We start from the raw sequence: 18,411 nt of genomic DNA, 5'->3' as shown, positions 1-18,411 counted from the left end.
CCGCCTACGCGGAGGCCGCCACCGGAGCGGCGAGGGCCGGCTGGAGGAGCATCTGCGCCGCGTGGTCCACGAGGTGCCGCATGATCGGCAGGTGGCGCTCGTCCCCGCCCAGGGCGGTGAGCAGGCGGTGCGCCTCGGCGCGGAAGGCGTCGAGGTCCGCGGTGTAGCGGTCGAGCACGTCCGGCGCGAGGAGGAGGCGGGTGAGCTCCGCGCGCGCCTCCTCGGAATGCCGTGCGGCGTCGCACCAGCCCAGGATGTCCTCCCGGGCCTGCGGCGTGGGCGCGTCATCGAGGACGCAGGTGAGCAGATAGGTGACCGTCCCGTTGAGGAGGTCCTCATTGCGGCCGGACAGGATGTCTTCCTGGTCGTTGAATATCTGCCACAGGATGCCGAATATGTAACCGAACTCCCGCCACAGTTCCACTCTTTCGTCACTCGCGCCCGACAATGCCGCAGCCATTGTCGTGATCATCGAGAAGGGCCCGCCGGATTTCCCGCGGTAGGCCGTGATCACCGTTTTCCGGGTGGCGCGGTCGGCGTCCGCGTCGATGTCGCTCAGCTGGCCCTCGGTGCCCACCACCCAGCCGGTCGCGATCTCGGCCGTCAGGGCGCCCTGGACCGCCGCCGGCACCGGGAGGGACCGGATGATCTGGATCGGGAGCACCGTGCCGCTGAGCACCGAGGCCAGCAGCGCCTCGTTCTGTCCCAGGCCGCCGGAGGCGGTCGTGCCGTGCCCGTCGGCCAGGTCGTCGAGATAGCAGGCCGAGGTCCACCACAGCACGTGCACGGCGGAGAGCGGGACGGCCGGTCCGGGATCCCCCGTCTCGATGGCGTGCACCATCATCGGGAGCACCGACAGCGGATGCCTCAGTTTTTGATGCCGGAGGAGTCTGCTCACCGCGCTCTTGGCGGCGCTCGTACCCGAGGCGGGGGCGAGTCGTAACAGGGCGGCCTCTATTTCCGCCTCGATGTCCAAGGAGACGTGCCGGTGCAGGTCCACGTACGTCGCGGAATTCACGGGTGCTTTCCTTCCTGAAAGAAATGGGGTCGGCGTTAACGCCCCAGATTGGATCATTTGGTACTGGGGGGATCTAGAGCGATTTTCGGCCCTGGCCGATTTGCGGTGCAGGGTCCGTCGCACTCGAACCACACCGTCTTGCCGGTGGCCGTCGGCTCCGCGCCCCAACGGTCGGTCACGGCCTCGACCAGGAGCAGCCCGCGCCCGCCCCGGGCGAGCTCCGTGCCGTCACCGCGCATCACGCGCACCGGGCTCGGGCAGGTGTCCGTCACCTCGACCCGCAAGCCCTCCGGCCCGCACAGGATGAGCACCGAGCAGGCCCGGCCGGGGACATGGCGGACGACATTGGCGACGAGCTCGGTCAGGGCCAGCTCGGCGGCGTGCGTCAGCCCGGCCAGGCCCCAACTGGCCAGGTAGATCCGCAGGATGCGCCGCATGTGCCGGGCCGAGTGCTCACCGACGGTGAAGCCCATGCGGTAGCTCTCGCCAACTTCGCTTGCTGAGTACTCAGTTACGTGATTCACGTCACCAGCGTGCAGTGACGTGGTTACGCTCGGCTACGGACCGAAACGAACGCCGTACGGCGTGTACTTGGGGGTGACCGCCTCATGGTCAACATCCGCGATCTCGATCCCAGCGCGTCCCCGCTGGACTACTACGGCGCGGAACTGCGCCGCCTGAGGGAGGATGCCCGACTGAAACAGGGGCAGCTCGGGAGCAACGTCTTCTGCACGGCCTCGCTGATCGGTCAGATCGAGACGGCGAGGAAGGTACCGACCCGGGACTTCTCGGAGCGGGTGGACGCGGCGCTCGAAACGGACGGGGTGTTCTCGCGGCTGGTGGGGCTGGTGCTGCGGAGTCAGCTGCCGCACTGGTTCCAGGCGTATGCGGAGATGGAGGCGCGGGCCTCGTACATCTCCGCCTTCCAGTCGCAGGTGGTGTACGGCTTGTTGCAGACGGAGGACTACGCGCGGGCGTTGCTACGGGTCGGCTATCCGGATGGTGAAGATGAGCAGCTGGCGGCTCGCATGGAGCGACAGCGCATCCTGCTTCGTGAGCAGCCCCCAGTGCTGTGTGTGGTGTTGGACGAGGCGCTTCTGCACCGCCAAGTCGGCAGTCGCGAGATCATGCGGAACCAACTGACTCACTTGTTGGGATTCCGGCACCGGCCATGGGTCCAGGTCCAGATCCTGCCCTTCTCGGCAGGCGAGCACGCGGGGATGATGGGATCGTTCAACCTTCTCCGCTTCGACGATGACCCTGATCTCTTCTACGCGGAGAGCTATGACTCCGGTCATATGACGGCCAACCCGCAAGTGATCAGGGAGCGTTCCGTCGGATACGCTCGCTTGCAGGCCACGGCCCTGTCCCCCGCGGACTCGGCGGCGCTGATTGCTCGCGTGATGGAGGAGCGTTATGGGGACCAGCCTGCAGCTGACGGACGTGCAGTGGCGTAAGTCGTCCTACAGCGGAACCAACGGCGGCGATTGCGTCGAGTGTGCCCCCCTCGGCGCCGCCGCCTGGCGCAAGGCCTCGTATAGCGGTGACACCGGCGGTGAGTGTGTCGAGGTGGCCGCCCAGCCCTGCCGGATCGCCGTGCGGGACTCCAAGAACCCCGACGGCCCCGCCTTCACCGTGAGCCCCGCCGCCTTCGACGCGTTCGTGCGCGGGCTCTGAATGAAGCCGTTGGCGGCGGCCGACCCGGAGGTGGCCGGTCCGTACCGCCTGCTGGCCGAGTTGGGCCGGGGCGGTATGGGCCGGGTGCTGCTCGGGGCGTCGCCCGATGGGCGGCTGGTGGTGGTCAAGCAGATCCACGCCCATCTCGCCACCGACGACGACTTCCGGATCCGGTTCCGGCGGGAGGTGGCCGCCTCCCGGAAGGTGTCCGGGGCCTACACGGCCGCCGTGATGGACGCCGACGCGGACGCGGAGACGCCATGGCTGGCCTCCGTGTTCGTGACGGGGCCGTCGCTCGGCGCGGCCGTGCAGGAGGTCGGCCCGCTCCCCGAGGGCGCCGTACGCCGGCTCGCGGCCGGACTCGCGACGGCGCTGATGGAGATCCACCGGGTGGGCCTGGTCCACCGGGATCTCAAGCCGGACAACGTGCTGCTGGCCGAGGACGGCATCCGGGTCATCGACTTCGGGATCTCGCGGGTGGTCGAGGGCGAGGGCGCCACGGAGCTCACCCGGACCGGCTGGGTGGTCGGCTCGCCCTCGTTCATGTCGCCCGAGCAGGCCGAGAGCCGGGAACTTACCCCGGCCGGCGATGTGTTCTCGCTGGGCTCCGTGCTCGTGCTGGCGGCGACCGGGTGCAGCCCGTTCGCAGGGAACTCGACCTTCCAGACGCTGTACAACGTCGTTCACGCAGAGCCCCAACTGGCCGCGGTTCCGGCGGGACTGCGGCCATTGATCGAGCGGTGCCTGGCCAAGCGGCCGGAGGGCCGGCCCACCCCGGCGCAACTCCTGGAGCTGATCGGCCCGGTGGCCCCGGCCGGGCGCCCGTGGCCGCCTGCCGTGTACCGGATGATCGAGGCCCGGCGGGGCGACGTCGGCCGGCTGGTGGACGGCCCGCAGGCCGAGATGGAGCCGGTGCCGGAAGTCGTACCGGAGCCCGCGATCGCTGCCGTGCCGGCCTCTCCCGTGCCGGCCTCTCCCGTGCTGGCTTCTGCCGTGCCGGCCTCTCCCGTGCCGGCTTCTGCTGTGCCGGCCTCTGCGGTTCCGGCCTCCGCCGCACCGCGACCGCGCAGGCGTGCGGTCCCGCTCGCCGCGTTCGCGCTCGTGCTCGTGGCCGCCCTCGGCGGCGGGGCGTACACGCTGTGGGGGGATGGGAACGGGAACTACAAGAAGCTCGGCACCTGCGAAGAGCTCACGTCGAAGATGCCCGCGGGCCGCAATGTCCTCCAGGACGGCCACGCCGAGGGCTCTTCCGGCGCGCGGACGACGTGCGAGTGGCCGACCGTGGGGTCGAGCGGTCGTTACGCGATGGTCCAGTGGGACCTGGCGCCCGATGCCGAGGCCGCGAAGACGGAGTATCCGGAGCCCTACGCGTACGAGAAGAACCAGCCCTACGACTGCATCGTCAAGATGCGAGACCGCAATCTCGGCGTCACGGTGCACCTCGGCACCCCGCAGGACGGTTCATCGGACTGCGAGGGCGACGGTAAGAGCTTGGCCCAAGCCGCCCTGGGGAAGTGACCCCCGGCAAGGTCCCTTCGTGCTCAGGGGAGGGGCAGGGGGACGGTGCGCGGAGGCAATTCAGGCGGAACAGCCCATGACCGTGACCGTGGGGCCGTTCCGGACGGTTGCGGTGCTCGACCGGGGCGGGATGGGCCGGCGGCACTGCGGGTGGCCGGCGGCCGCACCGCGCCCCTGATCGACGCCGCCCTCCCCGACGCGGCGACCGCCACCGTTCCTCAGCCGGTCGGCCCGGACGCCGACTCGAAGAAGAACGCGTTCTCGTTCTGACCTTCCGTCAGAATGGAACGTGTTCTAGCCTGCCTGCCCATGGGCATCGGAATCACTGGGGAACAGCGGGAGTTGGCCGAGGCCGTACGCGGCTGGGTGGCGCGGGCCGTGCCGCCCGAGGAGGTGCGCAAGCTGCTCGACAGCCCGCCGCAGACCGGGGCACGGCCCTCCTGGTGGGATGCGCTCGCGGAGTCCGGGCTGCTGGAGCCGCATCTGGAGGGCGGGACCCTGCTCGACCTCGCCGTCGTGGTGGAGGAGGCCGCGCGGGCGGCGCTGCCCGGGGCGTTCCTGCCGAGCGCGCTGGCCTCCGTCCTGCTCGACCGGGCCGGGGCCGAGCCCCTCGCGGGCCGGATCGGCGCGGTCGCCCTCGGCCCGGGGACCCTGACCGCCGTCGCCGTCGAGGGCGGCGGGCACCTGCTCGACGGCGTCGCGCCGCCGGTGCTCGGCGCCGGGGAAGCCGACCTCGTCCTGCTCGCCGCCGAAGCCGCGCACGGCACGTGCTGGTTCGCCGTGGACGCCGCCGCGCTGGACATCCGTACGCACGACAGCGCCGACCCGACCCGGCCCACCGCCGAGGTCCGGGCCCGCGCCGTCACCGTGGCGCCCGGCCGCCTCCTCCGCCTGGACGCGGCCCTGGTCCGGGACCTGGCCTGCGCCCTGTTCGCCGCCGACGCCTGCGGCACCGCCGCCTGGGCGCTGCACACCGCCGCCGAGTACGCGAAGGTCCGCGAGCAGTTCGGCCGGCCCATCGGGCAGTTCCAGGGGATCAAGCACCTGTGCGCCGACATGCTGGTGCGCCTCGAACAGGCCCGCGCCCTGGCCTGGGACGCCGCCCAGGCGATGGACGAGCCGGCCGAGGTGCGCTCGCTCGTGGCCGCGCTGGCCGCCGGGGGCGCGCTCGACGCCGCCCACTCCTGCGCCAAGGACTGCATCCAGGTCCTCGGCGGGATCGGCTTCACCTGGGAACACGACGCGCACATCCACCTGCGCCGGGCCCTGGTCGCCCGCCAGCTCCTCGGGCCCGGCGACGGGCACCGGGTGCGGGCCGTCCGGCTCGCGGCCGCCGGAGCCCGGCGCGAGCTGCGCCTGGAACTGCCGGTCGAGGCGGAGACCCACCGCGCGAAGGCCCGTACCGCCATCGAGGACGCGCGCGGACTCGACCCGGCGGCCGCCCGCCGGATCCTGGCACCCACCGGGTACGCGGCCCCGTACCTCCCGCCGCCCTACGGGCTCGGCGCCGGGCCGGTCGAGCAGCTCGTCGTGCAGCAGGAACTGCGCGCGGCCGGGATCAAGCTCGCCGACCTCGGGATCGCCACCTGGGTCGTGCCCTCGCTGCTCGCCTACGGGACCGAGGCGCAGCGGGAGCGGTTCGTGCTGCCGACCCTGCGCGGGGACGTCACCTGGTGCCAGCTGTTCTCCGAGCCGGAGGCGGGCTCGGACCTGGCCTCGCTGCGGACCAGGGCGGAGCGGACGGCGGACGGCTCCTGGAAGGTGAACGGGCAGAAGGTGTGGACGAGTTCCGCGCACAGCGCCGACTTCGGGATCCTGCTCGCCCGGACCGACCCGGCCGCCCCCAAGCACAAGGGGCTCGGCTACTTCGTCGTCGACATGCGAAACAGCCCAGGCATCGACGTGCGCCCGCTCAAGGAGATCACCGGCGAGGCCCTCTTCAACGAGGTCTGGTTCGACGACGTCCTGCTGCCCGCGGACGCCCTCGTCGGCGCGCCCGGCGACGGGTGGAAGGTCGCCCGCAACACGCTCGGCAACGAGCGGGTCCACATGGCCGACCAGATGACCTTCGGCACCGGCCTGGAAGCGCTCCTTGCCGCCTCCGCCGAGCTCGACGGCGCGTACCGGGCCCGGATCGGGGTGCTCACCGCCGAGGCGCACGCCCTGGCCTGCATCGGGCTGCGCACCACCCTCCAGCAGGTGTCGGGGCTGGAGCCGGGCGCCGGTGCCTCCGTACGCAAGCTCGTCCAGACCCCGCACCAGCAGCGGACCGCCGAGCTCGCGCTCGAACTGCTCGGCCCGGCGGGCGCGGTGCGGGAAGGGGCGGGGGAGCGGGCGGTGCACGGGATGCTCATGTCCCGCTGCCTGACCATCGCCGGGGGCACCACGCAGGTCCAGCTCAACGTCGTCGCCGAGCGGATCCTCGGCCTCCCCAGGGACTAGGAGTTGTCGGGCATGAAGTCGTACATCGTGGGCGTCGGCATGACGAAGTTCGAGAAGCCGGAGTCGAGGGACTGGCAGTACTGGGACATGGCGAAGGAGGCCGGGACGGCGGCGCTGGCGGACGCGGGCATCGGCTACGACCTGGTCGAGCAGGTGCCGGTGGGGTACTGCTTCCAGGCCTCCACGGCCGGGCAGCGGGCCGCGTACGAGCTGGGGCTGAGCGGGATCCCGGTCTACAACGTGAACAACAACTGCGCGACGGGGTCGACGGCGCTGATGATGGCGCGGCAGTTCGTGGAGGGCGGGATCAGCGACTGCGTGCTGGCACTGGGCTTCGAGAAGATGAAGAAGGGCGCGCTGGGGGGCGGGGCCGACGCGGGCTCCGACTTCAAGACCTCGCCGGTCGCCCGGCACTACGGGATCATGGCCGCCGGGCACGGCTTCGAGATGTCGCCGCCGACCGCGCAGATCTTCGGGAACGCGGCGCGCGAGCACATGGAGCGGTACGGGACCACGGCCGCGCAGCTGGCGGCGGTCGGGGCGAAGAACCACCGGCATTCCGCGAACAATCCGAACGCGCAGTTCCAGGACGTGTACACGGTGGACGAGATCCTGGCGGCGAAGCCGATCCACGAGCCGCTGACGAAGCTGCAGTGCTCGCCGACCTCGGACGGGGCGGCGGCCGCGGTGGTGGTGTCGGAGCGGTTCGTGGTGCGGCACGGGCTGCACGACAAGGCGGTGGAGATCGTCGCGCAGGCGATGACGACGGACACGGAGGCCTCGTTCGCCTCCGGCTCGTGCATCGACGTGGTCGGCAAGCCGATGACGGCGGCGGCGGGGCGGCAGGTGTTCGCGTCCTCGGGACTCGGCATCGAGGACGTGGACGTGATCGAGCTGCACGACTGCTTCTCGATCAACGAGCTGCTGACGTACGAGGCGCTGGGCATGTGCGAGGACGGCGCCGCCGGGAAGCTGGTGGAGAGCGGGGCGACGACGTACGGCGGGCGGTGGGTGGTGAACCCCTCCGGGGGGCTGATCTCCAAGGGCCACCCGCTGGGGGCGACGGGGCTCGCGCAGGCGGCGGAACTGGTCTGGCAGCTGCGTGGCACCGCCGGCCCGCGCCAGGTCCCGGGAGCCCGGGTCGCCCTGGCCCACAACATCGGCCTGGGCGGGGCGGCGGTGGTGACCCTGCTCCGCCGCTGACCCCGGGGGCCGGCCCCCGACAGCGGCGCCGCACGCGCGGGGGGGCCGGGGCGGAGCTCCGGGGAACGGGGAAAGGCGGGGCGGGGAGAGGCTCCGCGCGGCGGAGGGCCGCAGGCTACGGGCCCGAGAGGGAGGGGTCGATGACCGTTTCGCCTCGGGAGGCGCGGCGGATGGATTCCGCCAGGTCCTCCAGGGGCCCGTCCCGCAGCACCAGCCCCGCCGCCCCCGCGGCGAGCGCCTCGTCCCGCAGCCCCGGATGCGCCGACCCCGTCAGGACCAGCACCCGGCATTCCGGATCCTCCGCCAGCAGCGCCGTCACCGACGCGAGCTCCTCCACCAGCGCCACCGCCGGCCGCGCCAAGGCCGAGGCCACCACCTCGATGTCCGGCTGCAGCCCCAGCCGTACCGCCAGCGCCGCGTCCGGCGGGAACAGCAGTACCCGCAGGGACTTGGCGGGGCGGTGGTACACCGGCATTTCGTCCACCCGGCCACCCTAAGGGCTGTCCCGTCCTCCCCGGCGGATCAGCGCGCGGCGTCGGATGCGGTGCATCGCAAGGCGCGGCGGGGCCCCCGTACCGGGCGCATCCGGGCGCCCCGACAACGCTGGGGGCACCTCCCGGCGGCAGCCGGGGGACGAGGTGCCGTGGCCGGCGTCGTGCGCCCGCCGGGGGCCGCGGGACAGCCCACAGGGCCCCGCCGGACCGGCAACACACCCCGGCGAACGTCATCCTGACGTGGAGTCAGGAGTCTTCCCAACTGCTGGGACGTGCGTTATACATTCCTCACCGATCCTAGAACGCGTTCTAGAACCGGCCCGCATGCGACCTCGGTGCGGCCGACGGTGCGGACGGCCGCACCGAGGTCTTCCACGGCTCCGTTCTCCAAGACAGGGAGCAGCATCCTCATGCCCATCGATGCCGCCAGGGCCCTCGCCGCCGACCCCCGCCAGGGGGACATCGGCTGGGACCACAAGGACATCCAGCTCTACCACCTCGGCCTCGGCGCAGGCATCCCCGCCACCGATCCCGACGAGCTGCGCTACACCCTGGAGTCCAAGCTCCACGTACTCCCCAGCTTCGCGACCGTCGCCGGCGCCGGCATGGCCATGCTGGGCGGCCTCTCCGCACCCGGGATCGACGTCAACCTCGCCGCCGTCCTGCACGGCGGGCACTCCATCGAGCTGCACCGGCCCATCCCGGTCAAGGGCCGGGCCACCTCCAGCTCCAAGGTCGCCGCCGTCTACGACAAGGGCAAGGCGGCCGTCATCGTCCTGCGCTCGGAGGTCGCGGACGCCGACGGGCCGCTCTGGACCAGCGACGCGCAGATCTTCGTACGCGGAGAGGGCGGGTTCGGCGGCGACCGCGGGCCCTCCGTCAGGGCCGAGCTGCCCGAGCGGGCGCCCGACCGGGTCGAGGAGCGGCACATCCGCGAGGAGCAGGCGCTCCTGTACCGGCTCTCCGGGGACTGGAACCCCCTGCACGCCGACCCCGAGTTCGCCAAGCTGGCCGGCTTCGACCGGCCGATCCTGCACGGCCTGTGCTCGTACGGGATGACCCTCAAGGCCGTCGTCGACACGGCTCTCGGCGGGGACGTCTCGCGGGTCCGCGCCTACCGCACGCGCTTCGCCGGGATCGTCTTCCCGGGCGAGACCCTGCGGATCCGGATGTGGGAGGAGCCCGGCCGGGTCCGGGTCTCGGTGACCGCCGCCGAACGGGACGACGCGCCGGTCCTCGCCGACACCGTCGTCGAACACGCGTAACGCCCGACCACACAAGGAGCCGCACCGTGCGCGCAGCACTGCAGAGCGAGATAGGCCAGGACAAGCTCGAGGTCGTCGACGACATGGAGACCGCGGGCTTCGGCCCCGGCAAGGTCAGGATCCGCATCAGGGCCACCGGCCTGTGCCACTCGGACCTCTCCGCGATGAGCGGCGTGCTGCCGCAGCCCGCCCCCTTCATACCCGGCCACGAGGGCTCGGGCGAGATCGTCGACGTCGGCGACGGGGTGAGCACCCACAAGATCGGCGACCGGGTCCTCGTCTGCTGGCTGCCGCCGTGCGGGCACTGTCCCGCCTGCAAGCGCGGCCAGGGCCACCTGTGCCTGGAGTCCTTCGCGAACGTGGCCACGCCCAACTTCCGCCGCGCGGGCGGCGGGGACGTCTTCGGCTTCGCCGGCACCGGCACCTTCGCCGAGGAGATGGTGGTGCCCGCCGCGTGCGCCGTACCGATCCCCGACGACCTGCCGTACGACATCGCCGCGCTGATCGGCTGCGGGGTGACCACCGGCCTCGGCGCGGCCGTCAACACCGCCAAGGTGGAGGCCGGGTCCTCGGTCGCCGTCATCGGCTGCGGCGGCGTCGGCATCTCCGTCATCCAGGGCGCCAAGGTGCAGGGCGCGGCGCAGATCATCGCCGTGGACCCGGTGGCCTCGCGGCGCGAGGCGGCGCTGCGGTTCGGGGCGACCGAGGCGGTCGCGCCGGAGGCCTTCGCCGACGCCAGGAACCGGATCACGGCGGGCGAGGGCTTCGACTACGTCTTCGAGGTCGTCGGCAAGTCCGCGACCACGCACACCGCGTACGAGATGACCCGGCGCGGCGGCTCCGTCGTCGTGGTCGGCGCGGGCGCGCTCGACGACAACTACTCGGTCAACATGTTCTCGCTGTTCTTCGACGAGAAGAAGATCCTGCCGTCGATGTACGGGGGCGGGGACGTGCTCCGCTCCTACGAGCGCACCATCGCGCTGTGGCGGGCGGGCCGGGTGGACCTGGCGGGCCTGATCACGCACCGCGTGCAGCTCGGGGAGATCAACGACGCCCTCGACCAGATGCGCACCGGCGTGGCCCTGCGCACCTGCATCGAACTCTGATCCGAGAGGAATCCGACAGATGTCACTCCCACTCCAGGGGCTTTCCGCCATCGTCACCGGCGCCGGCCGCGGGCTCGGCCGGGCCGAGGCGATCGAGCTCGCGCGGCTCGGCGCGAGCGTGGTCGTCAACGACTTCGGCCAGAGCGGACGGGACGGCTCCGGGGAGGCCTCGGCGGCCCCGGCCGAGGAGGTGGCCGCCGAGATCCGCGCAGCGGGCGGGCAGGTGGTGGCGCACCTCGGCGACGTGGCCGACTTCGAGCAGGCGCGCGAGCTGGTCGAGCTGGCGGTGAGCAGCTTCGGGAAGCTCGACATCCTGGTCAACAACGCGGGCATCCTGCGCGACCGGATGGTCTTCTCCATGTCGGAGGCGGAGTGGGACTCGGTCATCCGGGTCCACCTCAAGGGCCACTTCAACACCACCCACTTCGCCTCCGTGCACTGGCGCGAACGGTCGAAGGCGGCGGGCGGGCCGGTCTACGGCCGGATCGTCAACACCTCCTCCGAGGCCTTCCTCGGCGGCTCGGCCGGGCAGCCGAACTACGCGGCGGCCAAGGGCGGCATCGTGGGCCTGACGACCTCGACCGCCCTGGCCCTCGCCAAGTACGGGGTGACGGCCAACGCCATCTGCCCGCGCGCCCGGACCCGGATGACGGAGGACGTCTTCGCGGGCTTCCAGGTCCCGGAGGAGGGCAGGCTCGACCCGCTGGCCCCCGAGCACGTCTCCCCGCTGGTCGGCTACCTGGCCTCACCGGCCTCGGCGAAGGCCAACGGGCAGCTGTTCGTCGTGCACGGCGGGATCGTGGCCGTGATGGAACGCCCCAAGGTGGCCGCGAAGTTCGACACGGGCAAGGAGGCCTTCTCCTACGAGGAACTGGACGAGCTGCTCACCCCGCACTACGACTCCCGCCCGGCGAACGAGACGTTCGCCGCGGCGGAAGTGCTGGCGCTCAAGCACGACTAGCGGGCTCGCGCCGCGGGTCAGGCCTGGTCGCCGAGGCCGACGGGCCGCTTGTAGTACCGCCACGGGAACCAGCCCGCGCCGACCGGAATCCAGCCTTCCAATTCCATCCGCCGGTGGCGTGCGCCGTAGGCGAACGGCACCCGGCAGTGCTCCCAGGGGTGGTTGGATGCCTCCACCTCATGGAAGAAGGGTCCGTAGCCGACCAGGTGCCAGCCGCCCTGGCCGGCCTCGGCCAGGGCGGTCATCTCGTCGAACGCGGACAAGGGGGCGAGCTTGCGGCGCTTCGGGGCGTCCGGGCCCTCGACGGGCGGTGCCGACGGGCCCGCGGCCGCGGCCTTGCCCGCGAAGCGCTGCTGAGCGGCCTGGCGGCTCACTCCCAGGACGCGGCCCACCATGTCCCAGCTGTGGCCGGCGGCCCGTGCGCCCTGGACGGCCTCGCGCAGCAGGCGGCTCGCCTCCTCGGCTCCGACGCGCGAGGCGTCCACCAGGCGCAGGTACCCGTGGGCGTCGTGTTCGAGCGAGTCGGCCAGCCCTGCGGGGGCGCCGAGGACGGTTGCGGCGATCCCTTCCCGGATCCGGGCGATCTCTGCCGGGTGGAGCAGCGGTTCGTTGTTCATCGGTGCAGTCCCGCCAGGGGTTCGAGGGCGTCGAGGACTTCCTCGTCGCGGCGCATCTGCTCGGCGGCGTTGCGGGCCGTCGCCCGGGCGGACAGGCCGGCCGTGCAGGCGATGAGTGCGAGGCCCGCGACGACCAGGGCGGCGGTGGCGGAGGTGCCGAACCGGTCGCCGGACATCACCGTCACGGCGGGCAGGCTCACGGCGAGCGGCAGCGCGACGGCCATGGAGGGGGTGGCGGGGAAGACGTCCCGGTGCTCGGCCTTCGAATTCAAGATCAACATGCGTCAAGGAAACCTTGACGCGGCCGACTTGTCAAGAAATCCTTGACGCCCGCGCCGCCGCGGCGGCGTGCCGCTGTGCGGTCGTCCCGCCGAGCCGCCGTGCAGCCGTGCCGCCGTCCAGCGCTCCGGCCGGCTCGGCCTCCGGCTGCGCGAGAATGGCCTGATGGCCAGCAGTGACGAGGGCGCCGAGCAGCCCTGGAACCCCCAGCGGCAGCGCAGCGCCAACGAGCGGCTGCTGTGGGACCGGCTGCGGTCCGGCGGGGCCGCCTCGCGGGCCCAGCTCGCGCGCGAGACGGGGCTGTCCAAGCCCACCGTCTCCAGTGCGCTCGCCGCCCTCGAACAGGCCGGCCTGGTCCGGGAGGCCGGTACGCACGCCCCCGAGCGGGGCCGGATCGCCGTGCTGTACGCCCCCGACCCGACGGCCGGATACGCCCTCGGGCTCGACATCGGCCGGAGCTGGCTGCGCGTGGCGCTGGCCGACCTCGACGGCGCCGTCGTCGCCCGCTCCGACGTCCGCAACCAGGCCCGCACCGCGAACAGCATGGCCGACCTCGCCGTGTCCGCCGCCCGCGGGCTCGTCGCCGACTCCGCACTGGACCCGCGCAAGGTCACCCAGGCCGTCGTCGGCACGCCCGGCGTCTACGACGAGGACAAGCGCCGGGTCCGGTACGCCCAGCAACTGCCGGGCTGGGGCCGCCCGGGACTGCTCGACCGGATCCGCGACGGGCTCGGCCTGCCCGTCGCCGTCCAGAACGACGCCAATCTCGCGGCGCTCGGCGAGTACACGTACGGCGTCGGCGCGGGCAGCCGGCTCTTCGTCTACATCATGATCGGGACCGGCCTCGGCATGGGCATCGTCAACGAGGGACGCCTGTTCACCGGGGCGCACGGCGGGGCCGGCGAGATCGGCTTCCTGCCGTGGGCGGGCCGCCGGGAGCCCGACCCCGAGCCCGACAGCATGGAGGACGCCGTCTCGGCCGAAGCCGTGGTCCAGGCGGCCCGGGCCCACGGGATGACCGGGCCCCTCACCGCCAAGGACGTCTTCGACGCCGCCCGTGCGGGAGACGCGGCCGCCGCCCATGCGGTCGAGGTCGAAGGGGAACGCCTCGCCCACACCGTCGCGGCGGTCTCCGCCGTCCTCGACCCGGACCTCGTCGTCCTCGGCGGCGGCGTCGGCCACAGCGCCGATCTGCTGCTGCGCACGGTCGGGCAGACGTTGCGCACCCTCACACCGCTGCGGCCGAAGGTGGCGCCCAGCAGCCTGGGGGAGGACGCGGTCCTGCTGGGCGCGGTGGCCACGGCGCTCGACGCGGCCCGCGACCTGGCCTTCGAAGGCCGCTGACCGCCGACCGCTACCGCCGACCGCTACCGCTGACCGCCGACCGCTACCGCCGGCCGCTACCGCTGACCGCCGCCCCCGTACGCCCCTCGTCAGCGCAGCGGAGCCTGCTGTAGCGGTACGGGCCGCGGCGCGGCCGGCGGCGGGTCCACCCGGACCGGGGGCGGCGGGGACACCGGCAGGGTCAGGCTCGCGAGCCCGCAGGGGACCTCGGGGGTGGCGTACGGGAGGTGCAGGCGGCCCTCCCGGCTCCACAGCCCGGTGCCGAGCCAGCCGTCGGGCGCGCCGAGGCGGAAGACGTGCCGGTCGGCGGGCCGCCACAGCCCGATCCTCCCCCAGCTGCCGCCGGGGGGACCCCCACCGCCCTCCAGTCGGAGCGCGACCCCGCAGGTCTCCGGCATCAGGGCCTGGCCCGGCTGCACCGCGAACGGGGTCGCCGCCTCCCCGCGCAGGCACTCCGGGAAGCGCACCGGGAGGGAGCTGCCCAGCACCCCCCAGCCCAGGCGGGGTTCGCCCGGGGCGTCCGAGCGGATCAGCAGCAGCCCGCTGTCGGGGTCGGCCAGCAGCAGCCGGTCGTTGCTGCCTTCCGCGATCTGGAGCAGCGGGGAGACCTCGCCGCCGCGGCCCAGGTCCACGGCGACGGCCTTGGTGGTGCCGTCCAGCTCGCGGTCCAGGGCCAGTATCCGGCCGCTCCGGTCCAGCCAGACGCCGCCGGAGCACCGGCCCGGGATCCGGGCGACCTGCCCGAAGACGCCCCCGGCCACCTGCCAGAGCGTGGTCCCGGAGGCCGAGGCGGCCAGGGCGAAGGCTCCGTATCCGTCCGGCGACGGGGGCAGCAGGGACACCCGTACGCCGTCGCCCCCGGGCTCCACCGAGCCCAGCGGGAGTTCCCCGGTGCGCGGCCCGGCAGCGGCGCCGCCCGTCGGGTACAGCAGCGCGAAGGCGTGGCGCTGCGCGACCCGCCGGTGGATCAGCACCCGTCCGTCGGCCAGCGCCAGCACCTCGCTGTCGGCCTCCTCGGGCTGCGCGAGCGGCAGCGGCACCGCGTACGGCTCGGGCCCGGCCAGGGTCCAGCGCTCCGGGTAGAGGGCCTCACCGTACCCGGCCAGCCGGGCCGCGTACGACCCGTCCGCGGCGATGGTGAACGGGGTCGTCGTCGTGATCTCGATGGCACAGACAGTCATCCGTGCGTCACCTCCGGTGAGGAAGCTAGTTTTCGCACGTCGGCCCGAACTGCATGACCACTCCCGCTTCACACGTACGGGTGGCCCCTCGGCGGTTCGCCTGTGACGGCGGGGGCGATTGTGCTGTGCAGCCGAGGCGGTCGAGCACGACGTACGAGGTCCCGGGCGGCCGGGACCTTCCACGGACGGACCCGCTCCCGTGCGGACGGTAGCCTTGGCCTGTGCCACGTCTCTCTGAAGTCATCGCCGCGCTGGACACTCTCTGGCCGCCCTCGCGGGCCGAGCAGTGGGACGCCGTCGGAACCGTCTGCGGCGACCCCGACGCCGAGGTCTCCCGGGTCCTGTTCGCCGTGGACCCCGTGCAGGAGATCGTCGACGAGGCCGTGAAGCTGGGCGTCGACCTGGTCGTCACCCACCACCCCCTCTATCTGCGCGGCACCACGACCGTCGAGGCCGGCACCTTCAAGGGCCGCGTCGTGCACACGCTGATCAAGAACGACATCGCGCTGCACGTCGCCCACACCAACGCGGACACCGCCGACCCCGGCGTCTCCGACGCCCTCGCCGGCGCCCTCGACCTGCGGATCACCGGCCCGCTGATCCCCGATCCGAGCGACCCCGAGGGCCGCCGCGGCCTCGGCCGGATCTGCGAGCTGGACCACCCCGAGACCCTGCGCGCGTTCGCCGCCCGCGCCGCCGCCCGGCTGCCGCAGACCGCGCAGGGCATCCGCGTCGCCGGCGACCCCGACATGACCGTCCGTACCGTCGCCGTCAGCGGCGGCTCCGGCGACAGCAACTTCGCGGCGGTCCGCGCCGCAGGCGTGGACGCCTACCTCACCGCCGACCTGCGCCACCACCCGGTGTCCGAGGCCCGCGAGCAGAGCCCGCTCGCCCTCGTCGACGCCGCCCACTGGGCCACCGAGTGGCCCTGGTGCGAGCAGGCCGCCGCGCAGCTCGACGCGATCTCCGAGCGCCACGGCTGGGGTCTGCGCACCCACGTCTCGCGCACGGTCACCGACCCGTGGACGGTGCACGCGCCGTCCGTCACCACACCCCCTTCTATCTCTGGAGCCCCCAACTGAACGCCGAGCCCGCCGACCAGATCCGACTTCTCGACGTCCAGGCCCTGGACGTCCGGCTGTCTCAGCTCGCCCACAAGCGCAAGTCGCTGCCGGAGCACACCGAGGTCGAGTCCCTGACCAAGGACCTGACGCAGCAGCGCGACCTGCTCGTGGCGGCCCAGACGCAGGCGAGCGACGCCGCCCGCGAGCAGACCAAGGCGGAGCAGGACGTCGACCAGGTGCGCCAGCGCGCGGCCCGCGACCAGCAGCGGCTCGACTCCGGCGCGGGCATCTCGGCCCGCGACCTGGCGAACCTGCAGAGCGAGGTCGTCTCCCTCGCCAAGCGCCAGGCCGACCTGGAGGACGTCGTCCTCGAGGTCATGGAGCGCCTGGAGGGCGCGCAGGAGCGGGTCACCGAGATCACCGAGCGGGTCTCCGCCCTCGAGGCCAAGCTGGCCGACGCCACCGCCCGCCGCGACGCGGCGACCGGCGAGCTCGACGCCGAGGCCGCGAAGATCACCAAGGACCGCGAGGTCATCGTCGCCTCCATGCCGGCCGACCTGATGGCCCTGTACGAGAAGATCCGCGTCAAGCAGGGCGGCATCGGCGCCGCCCGCCTGTACCAGCGCCGCTGCGAGGGCTGCCGCCTGGAGCTCGACCTGGCCGAGGTCAACGAGATCAAGGCCGCGGCCCGCGACCAGGTCGTGCGCCACGAGAACTGCGGCCGCATCCTGGTCCGTACGGCCGACTCGGGCATCTGATGCAGAGGCTTGTCCGGTTCGTCGTGGAGGCGGACGGCGGCTCCCGGGGCAACCCGGGGCCCGCCGGCTACGGCGCGGTCGTCCTCGACCCGGCGACGGGCGAGACGCTGGCCGAGCGCGCGGAGTACATCGGCGTCGCGACGAACAACGTGGCCGAGTACAAGGGCCTGATCGCCGGCCTCAAGGCCGCCCGCGAACTGGCCCCGGACGCCATGGTCCAGGTCCGCATGGACTCCAAGCTGGTCGTCGAGCAGATGTCGGGCCGCTGGAAGATCAAGCACCCGGACATGAAGCCCCTCGCGGCGGAGGCGGCGACGATCCTGCCCCGCTCGCAGGTCACGTACGAGTGGATCCCGCGCGAGCGCAACAAGCACGCGGACCGGCTCGCCAACGAGGCGATGGACGCGGGCAAGCGCGGCAAGCAGTGGGAGCCCTCGGCCTCCTCGGCGGCCCTGGACACCTCGGCGGCCCGCGCCCTGGCCGGCCCGCCGTCGGGCCCTGTGGGGGATGCGGCGAAGGGAGCCGCGGCCGTACGGGCCGCCCTCGCCACCTCGTCCGGTACGCCGGCCACCGCCCCGGCACGCGGGGAGGCCGGAGCCGACGCCCTGTTCGCGGAGCCCGGCGCCACCGCATCGGGACGCATCCCCGCCCCGGCGGCGGGCCCGGCCCAGGCCTCGGCCGGCACACCGGGCTGGGGTCCCGACATGGGGACCCCGGCGACCTTCGTCCTGCTGCGCCACGGCGAGACCGCCCTCACCCCGCAGAAGCGCTTCTCCGGCAGCGGCGGCACCGACCCGGAGCTGTCGCCGGCCGGCCGCCGCCAGGCATCGGCGGTGGCCGAGGCACTGGCCGCGCGCGGCACCATCCAGACGATCGTCAGCTCCCCGCTGCGCCGCTGCCGGGAGACCGCACAGGCCGTCGCGGACCGCCTCGGGCTGGAGGTCACCGTCGAGGAGGGCCTGCGCGAGGTGGACTTCGGCGCCTGGGAGGGCCTGACCTTCGCCGAGGTGCGGGAGCGCTTCCCGGACGACCTCCAGGCCTGGCTGGACTCCCCGAAGGCGGCGCCGACGGGCGGCGGCGAAAGCTTCACGGCCGCCACCCGCCGGATCTCGGCGACCCGGGAGCGGCTGCTGGCCGCACACGCGGGCCGCACGGTGCTGCTGGTCACGCACGTGACCCCGGTCAAGATCCTGGTGCGCCTCGCGCTGGGCGCCCCGCCGGAGTCGCTGTTCCGGATGGAGCTCTCCGCGGCCTCCCTCTCGGCGGTGGCCTACTACGCGGACGGCAACGCCTCGGTCCGCCTCCTGAACGACACCTCGCACCTGCGCTAGCCGCTGCCGCCCGAGTGCAAGGACGCGAGCCCCCGCCACCCGTGGCGGGGGCTCTCGCGTTCTCGCGCAGGTCAGCGGTGGCGGCGCCGGAACTCCCCCGGGAGCCCGTGCGGGAGCATGAAAAAGCGGGCTCCCGAACTGGTCGGGAGCCCG

Annotated in this window: 18 protein-coding genes; 12 read left to right on the top strand and 6 right to left on the bottom strand. The window is 73.1% G+C overall.

All coding sequences use genetic code 11. From position 1 onward, the window contains the following. Positions 1–4: 4 nt before the first annotated feature. Together AB0I68_RS02555 and AB0I68_RS02550 are read right to left on the bottom strand one after the other, a co-directional pair. Positions 5–1,018, bottom strand: coding sequence for a polyprenyl synthetase family protein (locus AB0I68_RS02555; protein ID WP_363175313.1), 1,014 nt, complete (start codon positions 1,016–1,018; stop codon positions 5–7). 53 nt (positions 1,019–1,071) lie between these two features. Then, entirely contained in the window at positions 1,072–1,491 is a 420-nt protein-coding gene (locus AB0I68_RS02550; protein WP_363175378.1) for an ATP-binding protein, read from the bottom strand. 135 nt (positions 1,492–1,626) lie between these two features. Between AB0I68_RS02550 and AB0I68_RS02545 the strand changes: the two genes are divergently transcribed. The 5 genes from AB0I68_RS02545 (at position 1,627) to AB0I68_RS02525 (ending at position 7,858) form a co-directional block, all read left to right on the top strand. Further along, positions 1,627–2,475, top strand: coding sequence for a helix-turn-helix transcriptional regulator (locus AB0I68_RS02545; protein WP_363175312.1), 849 nt, complete (start codon positions 1,627–1,629; stop codon positions 2,473–2,475). Then, positions 2,435–2,695 carry a DUF397 domain-containing protein gene (locus AB0I68_RS02540; protein ID WP_363175311.1) on the top strand — a complete coding sequence of 87 codons (261 nt, stop codon included), beginning with the start codon at positions 2,435–2,437 and terminating at the stop codon, positions 2,693–2,695. Before AB0I68_RS02545 ends, AB0I68_RS02540 begins: the two co-directional genes overlap by 41 nt. Further along, positions 2,696–4,213, top strand: a complete 1,518-nt coding sequence (locus AB0I68_RS02535) for a serine/threonine-protein kinase (protein ID WP_363175310.1) — start codon at positions 2,696–2,698, stop codon at positions 4,211–4,213. 309 nt (positions 4,214–4,522) lie between these two features. Beyond that, entirely contained in the window at positions 4,523–6,655 is a 2,133-nt protein-coding gene (locus AB0I68_RS02530; protein WP_363175309.1) for an acyl-CoA dehydrogenase family protein, read from the top strand. A 12-nt stretch (positions 6,656–6,667) separates the two neighbouring features. Then, complete coding sequence (locus AB0I68_RS02525; RefSeq protein ID WP_363175308.1) at positions 6,668–7,858, top strand: lipid-transfer protein; 1,191 nt, start codon at positions 6,668–6,670, stop codon at positions 7,856–7,858. Positions 7,859–7,973: 115 nt separating this feature from the next. Here AB0I68_RS02525 and AB0I68_RS02520 read toward each other — a convergent pair whose 3' ends face one another. After that, positions 7,974–8,333 carry a DNA-binding response regulator gene (locus AB0I68_RS02520; RefSeq protein ID WP_363175377.1) on the bottom strand — a complete coding sequence of 120 codons (360 nt, stop codon included), beginning with the start codon at positions 8,331–8,333 and terminating at the stop codon, positions 7,974–7,976. A gap of 429 nt (positions 8,334–8,762) precedes the next feature. Between AB0I68_RS02520 and AB0I68_RS02515 the strand changes: the two genes are divergently transcribed. Genes AB0I68_RS02515 through AB0I68_RS02505 form a run of 3 tightly spaced genes read left to right on the top strand, consistent with a single transcriptional unit; the run spans position 8,763 to position 11,684 of the window. After that, positions 8,763–9,617 (top strand): MaoC/PaaZ C-terminal domain-containing protein, encoded by an 855-nt coding sequence (locus AB0I68_RS02515; RefSeq protein WP_363175306.1) that lies wholly within the window; start codon positions 8,763–8,765, stop codon positions 9,615–9,617. 26 nt (positions 9,618–9,643) lie between these two features. Next, positions 9,644–10,723: a Zn-dependent alcohol dehydrogenase gene (locus AB0I68_RS02510; protein WP_363175305.1), complete on the top strand. Its 1,080-nt coding sequence runs from the start codon at positions 9,644–9,646 to the stop codon at positions 10,721–10,723. Between the two features lie 19 nt (positions 10,724–10,742). Further along, entirely contained in the window at positions 10,743–11,684 is a 942-nt protein-coding gene (locus AB0I68_RS02505) for a 3-oxoacyl-ACP reductase (RefSeq protein WP_363175304.1), read from the top strand. Positions 11,685–11,701: 17 nt separating this feature from the next. On the opposite strand, the gene AB0I68_RS02500 is transcribed toward AB0I68_RS02505, so the two are convergent. Both AB0I68_RS02500 and AB0I68_RS02495 read right to left on the bottom strand, forming a co-directional pair. After that, positions 11,702–12,301, bottom strand: coding sequence for a hypothetical protein (locus tag AB0I68_RS02500; RefSeq protein ID WP_363175303.1), 600 nt, complete (start codon positions 12,299–12,301; stop codon positions 11,702–11,704). Next, positions 12,298–12,582 (bottom strand): hypothetical protein, encoded by a 285-nt coding sequence (locus tag AB0I68_RS02495; RefSeq protein ID WP_363175302.1) that lies wholly within the window; start codon positions 12,580–12,582, stop codon positions 12,298–12,300. The genes AB0I68_RS02500 and AB0I68_RS02495 overlap by 4 nt, the downstream gene beginning before the upstream one ends. Before the next feature lie 163 nt (positions 12,583–12,745). Between AB0I68_RS02495 and AB0I68_RS02490 the strand changes: the two genes are divergently transcribed. After that, entirely contained in the window at positions 12,746–13,924 is a 1,179-nt protein-coding gene (locus tag AB0I68_RS02490; RefSeq protein WP_363175301.1) for an ROK family transcriptional regulator, read from the top strand. A gap of 89 nt (positions 13,925–14,013) precedes the next feature. Here AB0I68_RS02490 and AB0I68_RS02485 read toward each other — a convergent pair whose 3' ends face one another. Next, complete coding sequence (locus AB0I68_RS02485) at positions 14,014–15,105, bottom strand: hypothetical protein (protein ID WP_363175300.1); 1,092 nt, start codon at positions 15,103–15,105, stop codon at positions 14,014–14,016. A gap of 221 nt (positions 15,106–15,326) precedes the next feature. Between AB0I68_RS02485 and AB0I68_RS02480 the strand changes: the two genes are divergently transcribed. From AB0I68_RS02480 to AB0I68_RS02470, 3 genes are read left to right on the top strand one after another with little or no spacing between them, the layout of a single operon-like run. Then, positions 15,327–16,187 carry a Nif3-like dinuclear metal center hexameric protein gene (locus tag AB0I68_RS02480; protein ID WP_363175299.1) on the top strand — a complete coding sequence of 287 codons (861 nt, stop codon included), beginning with the start codon at positions 15,327–15,329 and terminating at the stop codon, positions 16,185–16,187. After that, a complete protein-coding gene (locus tag AB0I68_RS02475; protein ID WP_363175376.1) occupies positions 16,184–16,927 on the top strand; it encodes a C4-type zinc ribbon domain-containing protein in 744 nt (247 codons plus the stop codon). The genes AB0I68_RS02480 and AB0I68_RS02475 overlap by 4 nt, the downstream gene beginning before the upstream one ends. Continuing rightward, positions 16,927–18,258, top strand: coding sequence for a bifunctional RNase H/acid phosphatase (locus tag AB0I68_RS02470; RefSeq protein WP_363175298.1), 1,332 nt, complete (start codon positions 16,927–16,929; stop codon positions 18,256–18,258). The genes AB0I68_RS02475 and AB0I68_RS02470 overlap by 1 nt, the downstream gene beginning before the upstream one ends. The last annotated feature ends 153 nt before the right edge of the window (positions 18,259–18,411 follow it).

The sequence above is a fragment of the Streptomyces sp. NPDC050448 genome, assembly GCF_040655295.1.
GTDB lineage: Bacteria > Actinomycetota > Actinomycetes > Streptomycetales > Streptomycetaceae > Streptomyces.
Note: the sequence above shows the minus strand (reverse complement) of the source record. Positions and strands in the feature narration are given on the sequence as shown.